The organism is Mycolicibacterium sp. 624 (genome assembly GCF_040548615.1).
Lineage (GTDB): Bacteria > Actinomycetota > Actinomycetes > Mycobacteriales > Mycobacteriaceae > Mycobacterium.
On record NZ_JBEPRZ010000005.1, the window covers coordinates 242395 to 262602 of the forward strand.

Sequence of the window (20208 nt, forward strand, 5' to 3'; positions counted from 1 at the left end):
CGGCACGGCGCCGGACAGCGTTTGGCGATTGCACTGTGCGCCTATTCATTTCCACGGTGGCGCGCAAACTGCGCCACGACGGCCGCACCGTCTGCGCGGGGATCGGACGCTGCGGTCATCGCACCGTCCGTGCCGATGAACACCACATTGGACTGCCCCAGGCCCTCAGTGTGCGGCGGCACGTCAAACACCGACAGGCCGCTTGACTCAATCGACTGCCGCCCGAGCGCAGCGACGTCGGCCTCAACCGCGACCGAGTCTGGGGTGCACCCGTAGACCTGCTTGCCCACGATCGCACGCGGAGCACTGACTGCGGCCTCCGCGCTGGCACCCGCGACCGCGCGCAGAAGCAGCTGCGCGATGATCTGCGGCTGCCCTTGGCCTCCCATCGTCGACAGCACGTGCCGGACCCGGCCATCGTGTGTCGTCATCGAGGGCATGAGGGTGTGCAGCGGTCGCTTTCGCGGCGCGATGACATTCGGCACGGCGTCATCGAGCGAGAAACTGGTGCCGCGGTTGTGAAACAGAATGCCCGTCTGCGGGTCGATGAGTCCGGACCCGAACGCGAAGAAGACGCTCTGGATCAGAGACACCGCGTAACCATCGCTGTCCGCGGCGGCAATGCCCACGGTGTCCCCGTGAGGCACCGCGCGAGGGCCAGCCGCGTCGGCGGCACCCACCTCGGCCAGCTCGCGGAGCCCGCCGCGCACCAGGGCGTCGACGTCCACCGCAGCCAACCGCGGATCGGCCAACGCGTTGGCGCGCAATTGATTACCTCGGTGGAAGATCCGCATCAGGGTCGCAAGGTCGGCGCCAACGGGATCATCAACCCCGAGTTCCTCGATCGCGTGCAGAGCGCGTAACAACAGGAAGCCATGCGTGTTGGGAGGACTCGTCAGCACCGTCAATCCCCGGAAGGACGCTGTCAGCGGCTCGGTGATCTCCACCTCGAATTCGGCGAAGTCGCTGGGCTGCAGAATCGATCCGTGTGAGCGCAGGTACTCGACGGTCCGGTCGCCGAGCGCGCCCGTGTAGAAGGCGTCAGGTCCCTGCTCACGAAGAACACCGAAGGTGCGCTCGAGTTCACGTTGGCGCAGTTCATCGCCGATCTGCAGAGCACGCCCGTTCGGGCGGAAGACGCGGTCGAAGTCCTCGGTGCCGAACAGGTCTCGGTTCTCCGGGTCCGCGACGTGCGCCGCCAGCGACGCAGGCACCGGTACGCCATGGCCAGCGGCGTGTTGGGCGGGCTGCAGCGTGCGCTCCCAGGACAGCCGAGAGCCGAAGCGACGCAGCGCCTCCCAGCCTCGGATACCACCGGGCACGGTGACGGTATCCGCACCTCGCAGTGGCAGGGAGTCACCGCATCGGGCTCGCAGCGCCGCCGCATCGACGGCCCGGCCCGCCCACCCCGACGCGTTGACACAGTGGACCGTTCCCTCAGGGGTGCGGACCAGCGCGATCAGATCACCGCCCAACGCGACGTTGTGCGGGTAGATGACGGTCAGCAGCGCCGCAGCCGCGATGGCGGCGTCGATCGCGTTGCCGCCGTCGCGATACACCTGCATGCCGGCCTCAGTGGCCAGGGCATGCGGCGTTGCCAGTGCGGCGGTGAATGAGGTCGAACTTGACGACGCCGAAGGCGACATGTGTGTGCTCCTAAACAGATTCATCACGACAGCGCGGCCGGACCGATAGGTGTGAGCTGCGCCGCCCGCGGCGTCGGCCGCGTCTACGAACTGCGCTTTCCCAGGTACTTTGCTTGCAGATCGGTGCTGTCGAGGAACTCTGCGGCTGAGCCTCCACCTGACGTCTCGCCGTGTTCCATGACGTATGCGCGGTCGGCTATCTGCAGTGCTCGGGTCGCGTTCTGCTCGACCAGAAGGACGCTGGTCCCTCGGCTGTGCACTTCGGCGATCAGGTCGAAGATCTGCCCGACCACGATCGGAGCCAGCCCCATGGACGGCTCATCGAGCAGCAGCATCGACGGGTGCCTGATGAGGGCACGTGCGAGCGCCAGCATCTGCTGCTCTCCCCCGGACAGGGTGCCGGCCATCTGGCGTCCGCGCGTCTTGAGGATCGGAAACAGATCAAGCACATAGTCGGCCTCCTGTTTGAAGGACTTCCCCGACGCCCACGTCGCGGTCTGCAGGTTCTCCGTGACCGTCATTCGCGCGAAGACCCGGCGCCCCTCGGGGACATGGCACAGACCGGCCCGCACCCTCTTCTCCGCCGGCAACCCGCGCAGGTCGCGCCCGTCGAACTCCACGAGACCGGTGTAGTCGTGCAAGCCGGACACCGCCCGCAGCAGCGTCGTCTTGCCAGCGCCGTTGGCGCCGACCAACACCACCAGCTCACCCTGGGCGACCTCGAGCGACGCCTGGCGAACCGCAGCGATGGGCCCATAGCGGACTTCCACCCCGGAGATCTTGAGCATTACCGTTGCTCCTGTCCCAGATACGCTTCGATGACACCGGAATCTGACCGGACATCGTCGGGTGTGCCGTCGGCGATCACCTTGCCGTAGTTCAATACGACGACCCTGTCAGAGACTGACATCAGGATGTCCATGTCGTGCTCGATGATGACGACAGCGATGCCGGCCTGACGGATCTCGTTGACGAGCTGCGCCAGATCCCGGGACTCCGATTCGTTCATACCCGCGGCGGGTTCGTCGAGAAGCAGCAACGACGGATTCGTCATGAGCGCTCGCGCGATCTCGAGCCTGCGCTGATAGCCGTAGGCAAGGGTCGCCGCCTCTCGGTCCCGAAACTCATCCAACCTCACGAACTGCAGGATCTGGTTGACATCGTTCATCGCGGCCTGCTCACGGCGTCGAAAACTTGGACTGCGCAGCATCGTTGGGCCGACACCAGCCGCAACACGCCGGTGTGCGCCGACCAGAAGGTTCTCGCTCACGGTCATGCGGCCGAACAGCCGGACATTCTGGAAGGTGCGCGCGATCCCATGCGCGTTGACCACTGCGGCGTCCTTGCCAGTGACACCGGCCCCACCCACCGTCACTGTCCCCGACGTTGGGGGGATGACGCCCGAGATCACGTTCAGCAGAGTGGATTTCCCCGCCCCGTTCGGACCGATCAGTCCGACGATCTCACCCTGGTCGACGTGAAACGAGGCGTCGTCGATGGCACACACGCCGCCGAAGGACTTGGTCAAGTTGCGACACTCCAGCAGGTGCTGGCCCGCCACGGCCGGCGGTTTGAGAACCGAACCGACCGCGCCGTTGGTATCCGTTGCCATGCCAGTGTCCACTGACACGGCAGCGGCGTGTGGAATGGTGCGGCTCAACTTCGCCTTACTGCTCACCAGTCCCGCCGGCCGCAGGATCAGAACGAGGATGACGACCAGCGCGAGCACCGCCGGCTGAATCTCCGGATGGCTCTGCACTATCGGTTGGTCCCGCGACCAGTTCGACAGGAAGATCCAGACCACAGCACCGACAACGGGACCCCAGAATGTACCCGCGCCGCCGACGATCACCAGGCTCAGGATGATGAAGTTGTCTTCCAGTGTGAAGTTGTCGGGGTTGATGAACTGCTGCATGTGGGCGAAGACGACACCGGCGACGCTGGCGATGCTCGCCCCGCAGACGTACGCCAGGAGCTTGTAGCGCCGCGTCCGAATACCAACCGATTGGGCCACCAGTTCGTCTTCACGCACTGCCACCCAGGCGCGCCCGATCGATGAGGCCACGATCAGCGTAATCACCAGCAGCAGAACGGCTACCACCGCCAGCACCGTGTAGTACACCGATGTGGGTTTGACGAACTCCTCGCCGAGCAGCCCCAGCGGACTGATCTCCCGGATGCCGGCCGTCCCACCCGTCACCGGGGTGGCGTTGATCACGACGATGCGGATGATCTCGCCGAACGCCAGGGTCATGATCGCTAGATAGTCGCCCCGCGCACGCAGCGTCGGATAGCCGAGAACAACCCCGAACGCCATCGCCACCGCAATGGCGACCGGCAGCGTGCCGATCGCGATCCATTGCGCGACAGAGACACTGGCCATCTCATTGGTGCCGAGGATCTTCACGCTCAGTATCGACGTCGTGTACGCACCGACGATGAAGAACGCGACGTAGCCCAGATCCAGCAGTCCGGTCATACCGACCAGAAGGTTGAGGCCGCTGGCCAGTGCCACGTAGATCAGCGCGACAGCGCCGACTCGGATCCACTGCCCTTCGGCAACGACGAACGGGAAGAGCAGCGCCACAAGAAGTGCCGCGATGGCGACAAGCGGACGGTGAGCGAATCGCTGCCGGGCGGTACTCGCCCACGAACCGAGTGAGAGTTGCACAGTTACACCTTCTCCACTTCACGTCGTCCGAGGAGACCCTGCGGTCGAAGCCACAGAATCAACGCGAGCAGGGTGAACGCGACGACATCCCGGTAGGCCGATCCCTGCGGCACATAACTTGCCGCGAGTTCCTCGGTGACGCCGATGAACAGCCCGCCGAGGAAGGCGCCGGGAATACTCCCGATACCACCGAGGACCGCAGCGACCAGCGCCTTGAGCGCCGGGAGGAATCCCATGGTGGCTGCGGCGTACCCATACCGCTGCGAGAACAACGTGCCTGCCAAGGCAGCCATCAGTGATCCCATCAGGAACGTCGTCGCAATCATGCGGTCGACGCCGATGCCCATCAGGCGTGCGGCGTCGCGATCCTCGGCCAGCGCCCGGATGGCTCGGCCGGTCGACGATCGCTGAACGACGAACGCGAAGGCGATCGTCGCGGTGATCGCGATCGCCAGGATCACGATGTCGAGCCGCTGAATGGTGACGCCGAACGCGACGATCGCCCCGCCCATCGCTGGGGGAACACCGGTCTGGGCCGCACCGAACAGAAACTGGCCCACCGCGCGCAGCAGCATCGACACCGCGATCGCCGTGACCATCATCGACAGAATCGGAGCCGATCTCAGTGGCTTGTAGGCGAAGCGCTCGATCAGCACGCCCAGCGCGCCGCCGATCACGCAGCCGATGACGGCGGCCACCCATGCGGGCAGTTCCGGCATGGGCGTCGGGTATCCCGCGATCACCGCGTTGGCTTGCGAGAACAGAAAGGACCCGAACGCGCCGAACATGAATACTTCACCGAACGCGAAGTTGACCATTCTCAGTACGCCGTACACGACGCTGAATGCCACCGCGAGCAGACCGTAGATGCCGCCCAGGGCCAAGCCGTTCATAAGTGTTTGCATCGTCATCTCCTGCAGAAGCGGAGGGCGGGGACCATGTCGCGGTCCCTAGGGATTGAGAACCAGGAACTCGCCGTTGTCGACCCGCATGAAGACCAGCCGACCGAGTCGATCGCCCTGATCGTCGAAGGAGACCGGCCCGCTCGCGCCTTCGACACTGACCTTCTTGAGGCCACTGTCGATCTCCTCGCGGCTCGTTCCACCACCGGCGGTCGCTGCTTCCTTGATCGCATAGACGGCGTCGTACGCCAAGGCGGCCCACGACGTCGGCTCCTTGTTGAACTTCTTGCGGAACGCGGCAACGAAGCTCTGTGCCCGGCCCGCAGGCGAATTCGGCGCGAACGCGGCATAGAACGTCAGACCGTTGACGGCTTGTTCGCCGATCCCGACCAGGTTGGGACTCAGCGCACCATCGGACGCATAGATGGGCAACTGGGACCCGGCAGACCGGGCCTGTCGGGCGATCTTGGCGATCTCGGTGTAGAACCCACCGATGAAGATGGCCTGCGGTGCACCAGCTTTGGCATTGTTCAACAACGTATCGAAGTTGTAGGTACCGAGGTGATACGCCTGCGAACTCGTCACCTTCGCCCCACCCGATTCCAGAGCCTGCTTCACCGCGTCCGCGACGCCCTGACCGTAGTCATCCTGTTGGTACATGACCGCCACCGACTTGATGCCCTGATCCAGCAGGTACTCACCCATCTGCGTGCCCTGGAACTTGTCGGTGAACGACGTTCGGTAGAAGTACGGGCTGATGCCAGTGAGCTGTGGGGAGGTGACCGACGCCGCGACCACAGGCAGCTGACACTGCTCCAGGACGGGCGCAGCCGACAGCGCGACGCTCGAGAAGCTGAATCCGAGAACAGCGCTGATCGAGCTGTTGTCACAGAACTTCTGGGCGATGACCGGGCCGTTCGCCGGCTTGCCCTGGTCGTCCTGAGACTCCAGCACAACCTTCTTGTCCAGGATGCCGCCGGATGCATTCACCTCGTCGAGCGCAACGTCGATGCCCTCGCGCATCTCCAGGCCGAAACTGGCGAAGTCGCCGGTGAGGGTGGCCACGTAGCCGAGATGAAGTTCGCTGTCGTCTGCCGTCGTTCCACACGCGGTGGTCGCCAACACGGTTACCGCCAGAACCGCACCAAGAAGTGGTGCGAGTGGCGGCCTTCGCCGCCACTCAACCCCTTTCATCACAATGAGTCGACCGTTTCGACGACCATCCAGTTCTCGAAGCAGTGATTGTGGGCCAGCGACGTCACGCCGATGGTGGCCCGTCCACCCAAACCTGCCGCGTCCCCGAACACCTCCTTGAACAGATCCGTCGCGCCGCTGGACACCTTGTTGACATCAACGAAGTCCGGCGCGGACACCACGAAGTTGAGCGAGTTGACCAAGCACTTGACGTTGTCCAGGCTGCCGACCGCCAGTCGCATGGTCGCGAGGCAGTTGATCGCGGTGATCCGCGCGGCCTCGTAGCCCTCCTCGATGGTGACCTCGGCGCCCAGCTTGCCTGCGTGGATCGGCGGATCCTCACGACCGGGGATGTCGGGGACGTGGCCCGACAGGTACAGCGCGGTTCCCAGCCGGTGGTACGCCTTCATCGAGCCGTAGTTGAGGCCGTGATAGGAGCCATCGGTGTAATCGGGGATCTCAAGACCGAGTTCGCGGACTTTGTCTTCGGGCGATTTTGACATGGGGGTATCCCTTCCTTTTTGCAACTTCTCGGATGCGTGTGATGCCCTTGACCTGCCGCGATAGGCGGCCGGCCGGCTAGGCACAACAGAAGTATTGCGTGGCGCCAGCGCCTGCGTTGGGGTCACAATGTGCGTCTTAAACCCGTAATGTGACCAACATGTGCAAATCACCCCAGTGTGAGGGCTGACACAGAAAACGATGCGACACTCAGTCCCTTGCCGCCCCCTAGGAGATTGAAATGGCACCAGAAGAAGGCCGCCCTCCGGTGCCGCTGGGACAGAACTCCACGGTCGCCCAGATCCTCGAACTGCCTGAAGCACGGGTCGGCAAGCCGGAGGTGGTAGCCGCCGGCGACCTGTTGGACCGCTGCGTGCGCTGGGTACATGCCTCCGATTCACCGGAGCTGGCCACCCAGCTCGAGGGTGGCGAACTCATCGTGACGACGGGCGCCGCTATCGGCGACTCGGCTGCAGACCAGCACAACTACGCGAGGAGTCTCGCCGCGGCCGGAGCCGTCGGAGTTCTGTTGGAGCTGGGCAACAAGTTCGACAGCCCGCCGGAAGGACTCACCACGGCGTGCGCACGAGAGCAGTTGCCCCTCATCGTCTTTCGCCGCCCGGCCTCGTTCGTCAAGTTTGTCGAGGCCGCGCAGTCAAACCTGATGACGCAGCAACTTTCGGACCTGCGCTTCGCCGAGTTCGTGCACCACACCTTCATGCATCTGTCCCTTGAAGAGGCGACGATGTACAAGATCGTCAAGACCGTCTCGGGACTGGCGGGGTGTCCCGCGGTCTTGGAGAATCTGATGCACCGCGTCTTGGCCTACGAGCCGACGGCCGACGTCTCGACCGAGGTTCTCCTCTCCGGCTGGGAGGCGCGTTCCCGTGCGGCTCCCATGTCCCAGACCACCGAGGTCGTGGGCCGTGAGGCCTGGTTGACGACGCCGGTGGTCGTACGCACCGCTCCCGTCGGCCGACTCGTCCTGCTGACCAAGAACGCCCCCACACCGACCCAGATCAGGGTGCTGGAGCGTGGCGCGTCTGCACTGATGATCCGGCTGTCCTATCAGCGCACCCCGGATCAATCCGAGGGTGACGCCGACAAGGCGGCGATCTACGACCTGATCCACCGCCGACACTGCGGGGAGCGGCAGATGTCCACCCGGTTGGGGGCCCTCGGCCTACCGGTGCGACATCGCAGCCTCGCCGGGGTGATAATCGAAATCCGCAGCGGCGGTGAGAATTTGAGCTGGAAGGGTCTGGAGGAGAACGCATTGTCGATAGTGCGCACCTGCAGCTCCGTGCACGATGCGAAGATCGTGGCGGCTACCCTGCCCGACAGCAGGCTCAACATCGTGGCGAGCGTGCCACCCAAGTCGACTCCCGACAAATTCCTGGATGCCGTGTACCACAAGCTTGGAGAGCTTCTGCCCCAAGCCAGAGTGATCATCAGTCTCGGTGCGCCAGCCGAGGACATCACCGGAATCTGCCGTTCCCTCGAAGAGGCCGCGCAAGTGGCAAAATCGATAACCGATCATACTGTCGAACGAATTTACTACAGCACCAACGATATTCAACTCCGCGGATTGTTCGCGCTGCTTCGAGACGATCCCGAGGTCCACACCTTCATCGAACGCACCATCGGGGCCCTGCTTGACTACGACATCCGAAACGGCAGCGACCATCTCGCCATCCTGCATCTCTACCTGAACAACGGCCGCAACAAGGTGCTGGCCGCACAGGCCGCTGGCATCTCCCGACGAACCGTGTACGAACGGCTGTCTGTCGTCAGCCGAATCCTTCGGGCGGACCTCAGCGACGACGAGACATGCACGTCAATCCACGCCGCAATCATCGCGCGTGAGTCGGTCATGGCCAACCACCACGGTCCGACGCGAGTTCCCGAGGCACTGCGCGTGACACACCCGACACGGTTCACGACATTCGCACCACCGCAGGCCATCTGACCGCTCTGTGGTGGCGGCGTAGTCCAGTTTTGGTTCAGCGGCGCCCAAACGACAGCGCGACGCCGAGCACCCGTACCTCCACAAGCCACCGACGATCGGCCATCCTCGGCGGGTTCGGACTGGGAACAAGCGGCGACATTGGCTGCTACGCCCCGTCCAGCGCAGAGATGACACGATTCGCGATGAGGTCGACGTCCTCATCGGTCATGACCGTCGAGAGAGCGAGCAGGCCGTTGGTGCCCGCGAGTACGCCCGCCTCGTACAACCGCCACCACGTTGTCTTCGCGTCCTCGACCACCAGGCGCAGAAGCGACCCGCGACCGTTCACGGCAAGGCCCGCGTCAACGAGCCTGCCGCGCAGGCCGTCGCCCTTGGCATTGAGTACGGCGATGTCAGATTCGTCGTAGCGGCGGATGGCGGTCAGTCCCGCTGCCATCGTCACCGGGTTGGCGCTGAACGTGCCTCCCCACGCCACCGGCCCGTCTCCCAACGGGCTGAAGGCATCGAGGACGTCGGCCCGGCCGCCGACGGCGCCGACCGGGAAGCCGCCGCCGATCACCTTGCCGAGCGAGACGAGATCCGGTGTGATCTCGTAGGTTTGGTGCAGGCCGCCGCCACCGAGGCGGAAGGTGATGACCTCGTCGATGGCGAGTAGCGCTCCGTGTTCGTGCGTCAGCCTGCGTGCCGCGGAGGCGAACTCGGACGACACCGGCCGCAGACCGGCCCGGTTCGGCATGAGGTCGAGCAGCACCACGGCGACGCGGTCACCCAGAGCCTGCATGGCGGCGTCGAGTGCTTCGACGTCGTCCTGAGGCAGCACGATCGAGGCATCGGCCACCCCCGCGGGCACTCCGGAAGCCCCGGGCGACACCACACCGTCATAGGTGCCGTGGTAGCTGCCGTCGAACCTCACCACTAGATCACGTCCGGTGTGCGCACGTGCGCCGCGAATCAACATCATCACGGCCTCGGTACCGGAGTTACAGAATCGCCACTTCTGCATTCCGGTACGCGCACTGAGCAACTCGGCCATATCGACCTCGTACGACGTCGGCAGGCCGAAGGCCGTGCCCTTCGCAGCCGCGTCACTCGCGGCCGCCAGGATCTCGGGGTCGGCGTGGCCGTGGATCAACGCGGTGTAGTTGTTGTTGCAGTCGATGGTGCGGTGACCGGCAGAGTCGACGACGAACGCTCCCGCACCCGCGACGGCGTACGGCGGGTGAGGCTCGACGAAGAGCGTCGAACGGGTGTTACCACCCGGCATCACGTCGACGGCACGCGCGAAGAGCTTGTCCGCGGAAGTCATCGGCCCGCGGAGCCGGAACTGACGGTGCGGCTCTGCTCGCGCATGAAACCGGGCAGGTACCACGGTCCCAGGCCACCCTTGCCCGACGATCCGCTGGCCTTCCACCCGCAGAACGACTGCAATCCCGGCCACGCGCCCGTGGTGGCGCCCTCGCGCCGATTCACATAGACCACGCCGGCCTGGATCTCGTCGAGAAACTGCTCGGTCTCCGCATCCACGGCGCTGAAGATGCCAGCGGACAAACCGTATTCGACCGCGTTCGCCTCGGCCAGAGCGTCGTCGATGCCATCGACCGCCGTTACCGTCACGACAGGGGCAAACAGCTCCTCGCGGGTCAGCCGATGACCACGCGCGAGGCCCGTGATGATCGTCGGCGGGACGAAGTGACCGGGGCTCTCCGGCACTGGCGCGCTGATCACCGTTGCGCCATCAGTGCGCGCCGTCGACAGAGCCGACATGACCCGCGACGCGATGCCCTCGTCGACAACTGGGCCGACAAACACATCGGCGGATGACGGGTCGCCAACCACGATCTGCTCGACACGCGCCGTCAACCGGTCCACGAGTTCGTCATGCACCGCAGACTCCACGATGACCCTCCGCGTCGCGCTGCACTTCTGGCCGGAGAAACCGTAGGCCGATCGAACAATGCCCTCGACGGCGGCGTCGAGGTCTGCGCTGCCCATGACGATGGCCGGGTTGTTGCCGCCCATCTCGGCCAGCACCGGTTTGGCGTAGGCGCCGCCGGACAACGCCCGAATGATGCCCCATCCCACGTCGGCCGAACCGGTGAAAGCGACACCGTCAACGTCGGATTCGACCACGAGCTGACCCGTCGTCGCACCACCGTGCACCAGGTTGAGCACGCCCGCGGGAAGTGACTCGGCGAGCAGCCGCGCCGCGAATGCCGTCGAGCGTGGGGTCTTGTCAGAGGGCTTGAGGACCGCGGTGTTGCCGGTCACCAACGCGGCCACGGTCATGTTCACCGCCAGCGCGACGGGAAAGTTGAACGGTGCGAGGATCCCGAACACGCCGTAGGGCCGCAAGACGTCGACGGTCCGGTCGGTCGCGGTTGATCGGAGCGGTGTCTCGAAGCCGTCCCGAGATTCCATCTGCGCGCAGTAGTGCTCGATCAGGTCGGCGGATTCCTGCGCTTCGGCCAGCGCCTCGATGCGCGACTTCCCCGTCTCCGCGGAGATGGTCGCGGCAATCTCGACGTCGTGGTCCAAGAACCGAGACTTGGCTGCGCGCAACAGCTCAGCGCGCTTTCCGAACGGAACCGCGCGCCAGCTGCGCGCGGCATCGCGGGCAGCGGCGACGGCGTCATCGACAACCTGCCCGGTGGCGGTATGGGCACGTGCGACCACTCGGCTCGGGTCGGCCGGATCGCGACGCTCGAACACGTCACCGTCATGCCGTTCAGCGCCTGCGACGACGTGCGGCAACGGCTCGGGGATCTCGGTGCGGCTCGTCGCGAGCGCCTGCTCGAATTGGCCGTTGAGCTCAGTTGTCAACGATGTGCTTGCGTAGTTGAGAGTCGACATTACTGTCCTTTCAGATGGTGGGTGGTGTTGGGGCGCCGGCGATGAGGCGTTCGGGAGACCAGCTTCGCGACCAACTGAACGTGGTCGTGGCGTCGAGGACCGCCTCGGCCGCGACGAGGCCAACGGCTGGAGCCAGTTGGATGCCCGATCCGCCCGCACCGAGTGCGCAGACCACCGTCGGCTGTTCGGGGTGCCGTCCCACGATCGGGCGGTGGTCCGGGCTCATTGGATAGATGCCCTGCCAGCTGCCGCTGATGGTCAGGTCGTCGACGATATGGAGACGCTCGGCCATCAACGTCAGGATGCGCTCCACTTCGTCGTCTCCTACCCGCCGAAGCTTGACGTTGGGAGCCACCGCATCGTGGACACCCTCATCCGTGTGCAGGCCTGCGATGAGCTGGTCGACCCGCTCCGACCGGAAATAGACACCGTCAGTGCCACTGTCGGGCACGTAGTCCATGACGAAGGGCAGCAGCGGATCCATCGCTCGGCGCAGATCGACGGTGATCGCGCCATGTAGCTGGGGGTGAAGAGGCGCGGGGGCGCCGAGAAGCTCGCCCACCTGTGCTGCCCATGGCCCCGCAGCGTTGACCACGACGTCTGCGACGAACGTGCCCTTGGTGGTGTTCAGCTGCCAACGGCCGCCGGCGTCGACGCTGGCGTCGAGCAACTCGGTGTTCACCGAGATCCTTCCGCCCTTGCCTGCGATCAGCTTCGCGGCGATGGTGCAGTACTCGTATCCGTCGATGTGACCATCGGACTCGCCGTACAGGCCGCCTAGTCGATCGGAGGTGACCAATTGTGGCCACTTGTGCGCGATCTCGTCGGCAGTCAGCACGCGTGAGTCAACGACACCGAAGTCCCGCTGTATCGCCAGGCTGCGCTCGAACGTCTCGATGTCAGCCGAGGTCGAGCCGAGTCGCAGGTATCCGCACGCCACGAAGTGCAGGCCGTGGTCGGCCGCCATCCGGTCGTAGAAGCGGCGGCCGTACACCCGGGCTTCGATATCGTCTGCGCGAAAGTACTGCGTCTCGACCATCCCCACCGATCGCCCCGAGGATCCCTCACCGGGGTGGGTCCGTTCGATGACGTGAACGTCGCACACGCCTCGGTTCACGAGTTCCAGAGCGGTCGACAGTCCGAGGACGCCCCCACCAATCACGACCACGCTCGGGGTCGAGGTCATCACGCCTCCAAAGGAAGAGAAGTAGCTGCAGCCCGCCGCAAGGAGCAGTCTCGCTCGCTGTCCGGAACCGGCATGATTTGAAATCATATAGTTGAGTTGTTTTACAAGCAAGCGTCGGGTCAGCTCAATTTCTCCCAATTCCACTACGCGCCCGGTAATCACGGCACGACGGAACCCGGATGTGTCTAAATACGCTGAACGACAGTGATTCCCGGATCAGCTAGTCGAGCAATACGACTGACCATCCGTAGTGCGACACCGGCAGTCGTTGCAACGCGGCATAGTCGGGGTCGTTTCGAGCAGCGCGCGAACGAATCGGCAGTCCGGTACTGAGGGACGGAAGGGTGGAGACCACGACACGATCCGACTCATTGACCAAGGCCACGGGTGTCGGTATCCGCTGCAGATCGGCGGTCAGCGACTCGATGAATCGGCGCACGTCGACATCTGCGGCCACCACGCCTCGCGGTCCCGACGGCCCAGGCACCGCCAGGGAGACGGTGACGGTGTAGTCATCGGAACCCCAGGTGTCGATGAAGGGTCCGGATAGCGTGGGCTGTCCGCTGACCATCGCCGTGCGGAACCAGCGCAGCGACGCATAGTCGTAAAAGCTCTCTGAGTCGGGATCGACGCTGTGCGTCCTCTCGACCACAGAGTCTCCACGATGCACCCACCACACCATTGCCGGTTGGTCGGCGGAGTCCTGGTAGGCGACCGCATATCCCACGCCTGCGAGGGCGCCGACGTTGCCGCTCTCGACCAGCAGTTCGCGTGTGGACTTCACGAAACTGTCGAAGCCACCCGTCGCCGAGAGCGCCTCCGCCGCTACCGCATCCAGCTTCTCGACAACTGCGTCGATGCGGCCGGCTACCTGGTCCGCGAAGCGGGCGATCTTCTGTTCGGTGGCTTCCTCGCGTCGACTCATGACTTGCTCCTAGCGATCGGCCCGGTCTTCTGACTGGCCAATCCGTGCGCGACTTCGATGCCAGCCTCCCTGATCGCCCTGGCGGCATCTTCGCGGCTACCGTCACGCACAGCGCCAAGCAGTGCCTCATGATGCAGCGCAATAGCCTTGCGTAGCTTGGCGTTCCGATAGGCAACCGACAGCAATGGGCCGTAGTCGATGATGCAGCTCACAGCGGCCCTGGTCAGCCGAACCGACTGGGACGCGGCAGCCAGCGCGATGTAGAGCCGCCCCTCGGCGCGACGCGCCGAGGCCGAATTGCGGGCGTTGACGAAAGCTTCGACGTGTTGCCGCATTCCGTCGACCTCGTCGTCGGATGCACGCTCGGCGGCCAGTGACGCGGAAGCCTCCGCGACCGAGATTCGCCAGTCCGAGAGGTCGCGCAGATCAACCAGCGACATGTCCGCCAACTGCGAACGCCCGTGCTCCACAGGGTCGTATCCGTTTCGACGGACGAAGCTGCCGCCGGTCCGTCCGCGCCTGGTCTCGACGAGTCCGGCCTCTCTCATGAGGCCGAGGGCGTCGCGCAACGTCACCGGTGAGATGCCCAGTTGCGCGGCGAGCTCAGTTTCGGGAGGGAGCTGTTCACCGTCCTTGAACACATCGAGCGCCACCGCGTTTCGGAGGCGATCGAAGATCACCTGCGTTCTTCCGCCATGCTCGAGGGGCGCGAAGATCACCTCGCGCAGGATGTGCGACGTTTGCGGTACCGCCATCGACGTCATACCAACTTTCGCGTCTCGTGAAACGATCCGAACGCTCGAGGAGCCGGCTCCTGCCAGCTCCTCGAGCAGGCTCAGCGACCAAGTATGCCCAACACCTCTTCCGCAGCGAGTCCACCGGTGTGCAGAGCCCCCTCGACACCGAGGCGGGCGTCGAAGTCAGATCCCGCGAACGTGACCCGGCCTCGAGCCTGCCGCGCCTTGGGTCGGACAGCGGTCTGCCCCGGTCGCAGATAGCTCCACGTGCCACGGGCGAACTCGTCACCGGCCCAGTCGTGCCACGCGACTGCCTCCACCTTGATGCCAGGAACATACTGCTGCAGGGACCTCTCCACTGCGGCAGTGTCATTGATGTCGAGCACACCGGCTTCAGATGTGAAGCCGACGACGATGGCCCGGTCGCCCTCGTGGAACGTGGTCGACGCAGTCGCGAACCCACCACCTTCCGGGATGCCGTGCGCATAGAAGGGCTCTGGGCAGTTGCTGACGAACATCGTGACCTTCTCGGCCTGCGCTGCGACGCCCTGACCCGCCAGGCTCTGCAGTTCCGGCGACAGCTCGGGCGTGAACGAGACGTTCGAGAGCACGCCGATCGGAAGCGCACACACCACCGAGCCGACCGTGACGTCGCCCGCAGTGGTCTGCACGCGCACGCTCTCCCCCGCGTCCTCGACCGCGGTGACCTTCACACCCAGAAGCACTTCGGCGTCCGAACCTGACATGACTGCCGCATGCAGGGCACCCGTGCCGTCGGCCAACTGCGGCCCCAGAGTGCGAGCCATCGGGGTGTCGTACGGCGCCGCGAAGAACGTGGCCGCAGACACCGAACCGCTTTTCGCGATGGTGTGCAGCAACGGCAGCGCAGACGGCACGTCCCACGGGTCGCCGGCCAGCGTCACGATGTGCGCGGCGAACAGTTCGCGCGTGTGCGGTCCGAGCGCCAAACCCTCGATCAGCGTCGGCCACGTCACGTCGAGTTCGGAGACATCTTGCTCCTCGATCGGCCGGTGTGGGTCAATCCGCGACGCCAGCGCCGACAAGTGCAAGATCAGGCGCTCGAACGATGCGAGTTCGTCAAGGGGAACCGGCATCGGTCCGACTCGGCGCTCACCGGCGGACAGCCAGATCAGCTTCGTCGGCTCCAGCGATCCCCAGTCCAGTGCGAGGCTGTGGGCGTCGATCTCCTTCCAGGTCAGCGGATAGCTGAGGCGGTCGAGCATGAATGCACCGCCCCACTCCACCGCATGTCCGTCGAAGAACTGCTCTTGCGTCCACATCCGACCCGCGAGCCTGTCTCGTGCCTCGATGATCAATACGCGAAGACCGGCCTGGGTCAACCGCCGCGACGCCGCGGCGCCGGCGAATCCGCCCCCCAGGATCGCAACGTCGTACTGACCTTCGGGCTTCTCCACAACGCGATGCATGTCTCTCCTGTGTTCGTGCCTGTTTTGGTGCGGCGGATTACTTGGCCTGGAACGCCGAAAGGGCGTTCGACACCGGGTCGAGGTTGTCCGCGTAGTACTTGGCGTTCTCACTCACCGTGTTGACTGCCGTTTCCTTCGACACGACATAGGGCTGCACGTCCGGGCTGTAGTCGCCGGCACTGAGGTCCTTGATCGCGGTGGTGTAGGTCGTGCGGTCGACGAACCCGATCTGACCCTTTCGGTCGAGGATCCACATGGCGATCGCCGCCTGTCCCACCTTCGAGTTCGGCGCCCCCTTGGGCACAGCGAAGTAGGCGGCAGTTGTCAGCCCGCCGTTCCAGGTGAAGTCCAACGGCAGCTTCTGCTTGACGATGGCGTCGTAGACCCGGCCGGTCCACACCATGCCCATCGAGCACTCGCCATTGTTGAGCAGCTGCAGAACCGTCGATCCGGACTCCCACCACACGATGTCGTTCTTGATGGTGCCGAGCTTGTTCAGCGCACGGTCGACGTCCAGCGGATAGATCTCATTGGCGGGCACACCGTCCGCCAGCAGTGCCACTTCGAGAGTGCCTGCGCTCACGGGGTACTTGTACAGGCACCGCTTGCCGGGAAAATCCTTGACATTGAAGAGGTCTGCGGTTGACGTCGGCGTCTTGCCGCCGAGCGCGTTGGTGTTCCAGACCAGGACCGCTCCATTGTCCTCGACCTTGATGCCCTGCTTCTCGACGCTGGCCGGATCGAGCTTGTCGACGGGAACGAGCGAGGTGTCGATATCCTCGAGCAGGCCGGCGTTGGCCGCCTGGTAGAACTCGCCGCCCGTGCCGAACTCGACAAGGTTCCAAGGGACGCTGCCCGACTCGGCCGCGGCGCGGAACTTGGTCGATGTGCCGTCTGTGAACTCGGCCTGAGCCGGCAAACCTGTGAGGGTCGTGAAGTCCTTCCACACCGTCTCGTTCTTGGCGTCGGTGGTGAGACCGCCCGACGAGTCGTACCAGGTCAGCGACCCGGACAGATCCTTGAACGTTGACTCGGGAAACACCGATGAATCGAAGTCTGCGGCATTGCCGGTGGGCGCCTGCGAGTTGCCACATGCCACGGCAACGGAACTGCAGAGGGCCACGGCCAAGACCGCTGTCGCCTGCTTCAATCTCGCTCTTGACATGGCTGCTCCTTTGGGTCAGGTTGTTTTAACCGATCGAACTGTATCTTTAATCTAGCCCACGTCAAGAGGAAACTGTGAGAGCCGTTACACAACCCCCCAGCGGGGCTGGGTTAGATTCGCCGTGCACCCAGCCTCCGGTAAATACGTTTGCACGCAAGCGTTCTCGTCCAAACCGTGCCGTAGGCACCACCGTTCTGCTGCTCGTCCTTGCCGCGCTCTACGGAGTTTTCTTCTTCTGGCCGCTGGTGAGCATCGCGCTGCGCAGCCTTAACGCCGACGGCGCGGCCTCGTACAGTCCGGGCGGCTTTACGCTGGTCAACTACGTCAGCCTGTTCACCGACGCCCTGCTGCGTGACGTGCTTGTCAACACCGTGATCACCGCCGGCGTGTCCACCGCGATCACATTTGTGCTCGCCTTCCCGGTGGCCTACCTGATGTCCCGGCTGCAGCGGACGCTGTCGACGGCGCTGTTCATGATGGTGCTGCTGCCGTTCTGGGTGTCGATCCTGGTCAGGCTGTTCGCATTTCTGGAACTACTGTCGTCCAACGGGCCCGTCAACGACGCCCTGGAGGCGCTCGGCGTCGGTCGTCAATCGCTGCTGTTCAACTCCACCGGCACCGTGATCGGCATGGTCAACTACCTACTGCCGTACATGATCCTGGTCTTGTTCGCAGCCATGAGCGGCGTCGACCCAAACCTGACCCGCGCGGCCAAGTCGCTCGGGTGCTCCAGCTGGCAGGCCTTCACGTCCGTCTATCTCCCCCTGATCCGCGGGTCGATCGTCGGCGCGCTGCTGCTGAACTTCATCATCGCCACCGGCTTCTTCCTGACTCCGGCAATCCTCGGTGGCCCGCAGGACGCCACCATCTCGACCTACATCGCCACCCAGGTGCAGAACTACCGGTGGGGCCCCGCCAGCGCGTTCGGGGTCGTGCTGCTGATCGCGACGTGCATCTGCTTCACCGCGGCGGGTCGGATGACGGGCCTCACAGCCGGGTCCGGAGTCGCGATCACCGGATCCAAGGGCGTTTCCCGCGACGCGGCAATGCCTTTCGGGCCAGCGAAGGCGGGACTGTGGACGATGACCATCCTCGTCATGGTGTTCCTGTTCGCCCCCATCGCGTTCGTGTTCCCGCTGTCGTGGGGTGTCGATGCGACCATCGCCTGGCCGCCACGCGGCTTCACCCTCGACTGGTATCACGCCGCGCTCACCAACCCCATGTGGACTGCGGCACTTCAGAAGAGCGTCACGGTGGGGCTTGCCGTCGCCGTGCTGTGCGTACTCCTGGCGGTCTTCATCGCCCGCTGGGTGCGCACCCTCGACAGCCGTCCACGTGTGCAGTCGGCGCTGGTCACCGTCGTTTACCTGCCGATGGTCGTACCCGTCATCCTCCTGGCGATCGGCACCTTCGACGTGCAGAACCGAATCGGGCTGCTCGGCACATGGTGGGGGCTGGTCCTCGTCGAGACCATCCTCGCGCTCCCCTTCACCTACCTCGTGGTGGCAGCAGCGCTCAACAACGTCGACCCCAGCCTGGAGAAGGCGGCGTGGACCATGGGTGCGAGCCGCGTCTACGCGCTGCGGAAGGTCGTCATCCCGACGGTGATCCCGGCGATAATCGGCGCCGCGCTGCTGGCATTCATCAGCTCATGGGACGAGGCAGTTGTCGCCCTGTTCCAGACGAGCTTCGAGAAGACTCTGCCGGTCAACTTCTACGCGTCGCTCAAGAGCGGCTCGAGCCCGGTGATCGCCGCCATCGGTGCCATGTTGATGCTGCTGGTCCTCGTGCTCGGCGGCGCATTCGTCACCATCCAGGCGGTGCGCTCCCGCCGCGCCAAGAAATCCGTACTCAACAGCCCGACCCCCGACAAGAGGCCTTCATGATCACCGAACAGAAACGCTCTCCCACAGCCGCACCCGTCGACCAGTCGTTCATCGAGATCCGCGATCTGCACCACGAGTACGGCGGCATTACCGCGCTGGACAGTGTGTCGCTCGACGTGCGCGCCGGAGAGTTCGTGACGCTGCTGGGCCCGAGTGGCTCGGGCAAGAGTTCGTTGCTGCACATTCTCGCGGGCCTCATCGACGCCACCTCGGGAACCATCAGCATCGCGGGGCGTGACATCACCCGGGTCGCTCCGCAGAAGCGCGAAATCGGGCTTGTCTTCCAGAATTACGCCCTCTTCCCGCATCTCACCGCCCGCGAGAACATCCGCTTCCCACACAATGTGCGCAAAACCCCCGAGAGTGAGGCGTCGGACCGCGTCGCCGAGGTGCTCGAACTCGTCGAGCTGACGGCGCTGGCCGATCGCCGGCCCGACCAGCTCAGCGGCGGTCAGCAACAGCGCGTGGCGGTCGGACGCGCGATCTCGGCGGTGCCGAAGGTGCTCCTTCTCGACGAGCCACTCGGCGCCCTCGACCGCAGATTGCGTCAGCAGCTGGGGCACGAAATCCGGCGTGTGCAAAGGGAAACCGGAATCACCACGCTCTACGTCACCCACGACCAGGAAGAGGCATTCACCATGTCGGACCGGGTCGTGGTGATGAACCACGGCGAGATCCGACAGGTGGGCACACCAAAGGACGTCTACACCCGGCCGAGCGATTCCTTCGTGGCGAACTTCGTCGGCGAGGTCAACCTCTGGCCAGTGACGGTCGAGAGTCGCGCGAGCGCCACGACGGCGGCGACCATCGCCGGCGCCGCGCCGTTCACCACACAGTGCGGGGACGAGGCGCGCGCCTGCGATGGCAACCTCATGGTCGCCGTCCGACCCGAGCGGGTGTGGGTGTGGCGGCCGGGAGAGCCCGCGCCCCGGCCCGAGATCCAGCTGGTCGACTCGGGTGTGATCGTCGAATCCACCTTCCTGGGCAACAGTCACAACGTGGTGGTGGAATCCGACAATCTGGGGCGGACCACCGCGCTGCTCTACGACGGCGAGGAGCCACGCGATCTCGGCGAGAGGGTGGCGCTCGGCTGGGAAGCCAAACACGCCCTCACGATTCCGCAGTAGC

The 20208-nt window shown here is 64.8% G+C and carries 16 protein-coding genes; 3 read left to right on the plus strand and 13 right to left on the minus strand.

From position 1 onward, the window contains the following. Positions 1-41 precede the first annotated feature (41 nt). The 6 genes from ABIA65_RS20740 to ABIA65_RS20765 all read right to left on the minus strand — a co-directional run bounded on the left by ABIA65_RS20740 (position 42) and on the right by ABIA65_RS20765 (position 6916). The gene (locus tag ABIA65_RS20740; RefSeq protein ID WP_241401004.1) at positions 42-1646 is read right to left on the minus strand and encodes a gamma-glutamyltransferase family protein; all 1605 of its coding nucleotides are present in this window, start codon (positions 1644-1646) and stop codon (positions 42-44) included. Positions 1647-1729: 83 nt separating this feature from the next. Next, on the minus strand, positions 1730-2434 hold the full coding sequence (locus ABIA65_RS20745; RefSeq protein ID WP_241401005.1) for an ABC transporter ATP-binding protein: 705 nt from the start codon (positions 2432-2434) through the stop codon (positions 1730-1732). Next, positions 2434-4317, minus strand: a complete 1884-nt coding sequence (locus ABIA65_RS20750) for a branched-chain amino acid ABC transporter ATP-binding protein/permease (protein ID WP_354524776.1) — start codon at positions 4315-4317, stop codon at positions 2434-2436. Before ABIA65_RS20750 ends, ABIA65_RS20745 begins: the two co-directional genes overlap by 1 nt. Before the next feature lie 2 nt (positions 4318-4319). Then, entirely contained in the window at positions 4320-5222 is a 903-nt protein-coding gene (locus ABIA65_RS20755; RefSeq protein ID WP_241401007.1) for a branched-chain amino acid ABC transporter permease, read from the minus strand. 45 nt (positions 5223-5267) lie between these two features. Then, positions 5268-6413 carry an ABC transporter substrate-binding protein gene (locus tag ABIA65_RS20760; protein ID WP_241401008.1) on the minus strand — a complete coding sequence of 382 codons (1146 nt, stop codon included), beginning with the start codon at positions 6411-6413 and terminating at the stop codon, positions 5268-5270. Further along, complete coding sequence (locus ABIA65_RS20765) at positions 6413-6916, minus strand: RidA family protein (protein ID WP_241401009.1); 504 nt, start codon at positions 6914-6916, stop codon at positions 6413-6415. Before ABIA65_RS20765 ends, ABIA65_RS20760 begins: the two co-directional genes overlap by 1 nt. Before the next feature lie 239 nt (positions 6917-7155). Here ABIA65_RS20765 and ABIA65_RS20770 point away from each other — a divergent pair, with 239 nt between their 5' ends. After that, positions 7156-8883: a PucR family transcriptional regulator gene (locus ABIA65_RS20770; RefSeq protein ID WP_241401010.1), complete on the plus strand. Its 1728-nt coding sequence runs from the start codon at positions 7156-7158 to the stop codon at positions 8881-8883. 145 nt (positions 8884-9028) lie between these two features. Here ABIA65_RS20770 and ABIA65_RS20775 read toward each other — a convergent pair whose 3' ends face one another. The 7 genes from ABIA65_RS20775 to ABIA65_RS20805 all read right to left on the minus strand — a co-directional run bounded on the left by ABIA65_RS20775 (position 9029) and on the right by ABIA65_RS20805 (position 17194). Further along, positions 9029-10189 (minus strand): aspartate aminotransferase family protein, encoded by a 1161-nt coding sequence (locus ABIA65_RS20775; protein ID WP_354524777.1) that lies wholly within the window; start codon positions 10187-10189, stop codon positions 9029-9031. After that, positions 10186-11733 carry an aldehyde dehydrogenase family protein gene (locus tag ABIA65_RS20780; RefSeq protein WP_354524778.1) on the minus strand — a complete coding sequence of 516 codons (1548 nt, stop codon included), beginning with the start codon at positions 11731-11733 and terminating at the stop codon, positions 10186-10188. Before ABIA65_RS20780 ends, ABIA65_RS20775 begins: the two co-directional genes overlap by 4 nt. 10 nt (positions 11734-11743) lie before the next feature. Further along, positions 11744-12919, minus strand: coding sequence for an NAD(P)/FAD-dependent oxidoreductase (locus ABIA65_RS20785; RefSeq protein ID WP_241401013.1), 1176 nt, complete (start codon positions 12917-12919; stop codon positions 11744-11746). A 220-nt stretch (positions 12920-13139) separates the two neighbouring features. Further along, entirely contained in the window at positions 13140-13844 is a 705-nt protein-coding gene (locus tag ABIA65_RS20790; RefSeq protein WP_241401014.1) for a PDC sensor domain-containing protein, read from the minus strand. After that, a complete protein-coding gene (locus ABIA65_RS20795; protein ID WP_354524779.1) occupies positions 13841-14599 on the minus strand; it encodes a FadR/GntR family transcriptional regulator in 759 nt (252 codons plus the stop codon). The genes ABIA65_RS20790 and ABIA65_RS20795 overlap by 4 nt, the downstream gene beginning before the upstream one ends. 80 nt (positions 14600-14679) lie before the next feature. Further along, complete coding sequence (locus tag ABIA65_RS20800; protein WP_354524780.1) at positions 14680-16029, minus strand: flavin monoamine oxidase family protein; 1350 nt, start codon at positions 16027-16029, stop codon at positions 14680-14682. A 37-nt stretch (positions 16030-16066) separates the two neighbouring features. After that, complete coding sequence (locus tag ABIA65_RS20805) at positions 16067-17194, minus strand: extracellular solute-binding protein (RefSeq protein ID WP_241401017.1); 1128 nt, start codon at positions 17192-17194, stop codon at positions 16067-16069. 245 nt (positions 17195-17439) lie between these two features. On the opposite strand from ABIA65_RS20805, the gene ABIA65_RS20810 reads away from it, so the two are divergent. Both ABIA65_RS20810 and ABIA65_RS20815 read left to right on the plus strand, forming a co-directional pair. Further along, on the plus strand, positions 17440-19080 hold the full coding sequence (locus ABIA65_RS20810; protein ID WP_354524781.1) for an ABC transporter permease subunit: 1641 nt from the start codon (positions 17440-17442) through the stop codon (positions 19078-19080). Next, positions 19077-20207 (plus strand): ABC transporter ATP-binding protein, encoded by a 1131-nt coding sequence (locus ABIA65_RS20815; RefSeq protein ID WP_354524782.1) that lies wholly within the window; start codon positions 19077-19079, stop codon positions 20205-20207. Before ABIA65_RS20810 ends, ABIA65_RS20815 begins: the two co-directional genes overlap by 4 nt. The last annotated feature ends 1 nt before the right edge of the window (position 20208 follow it).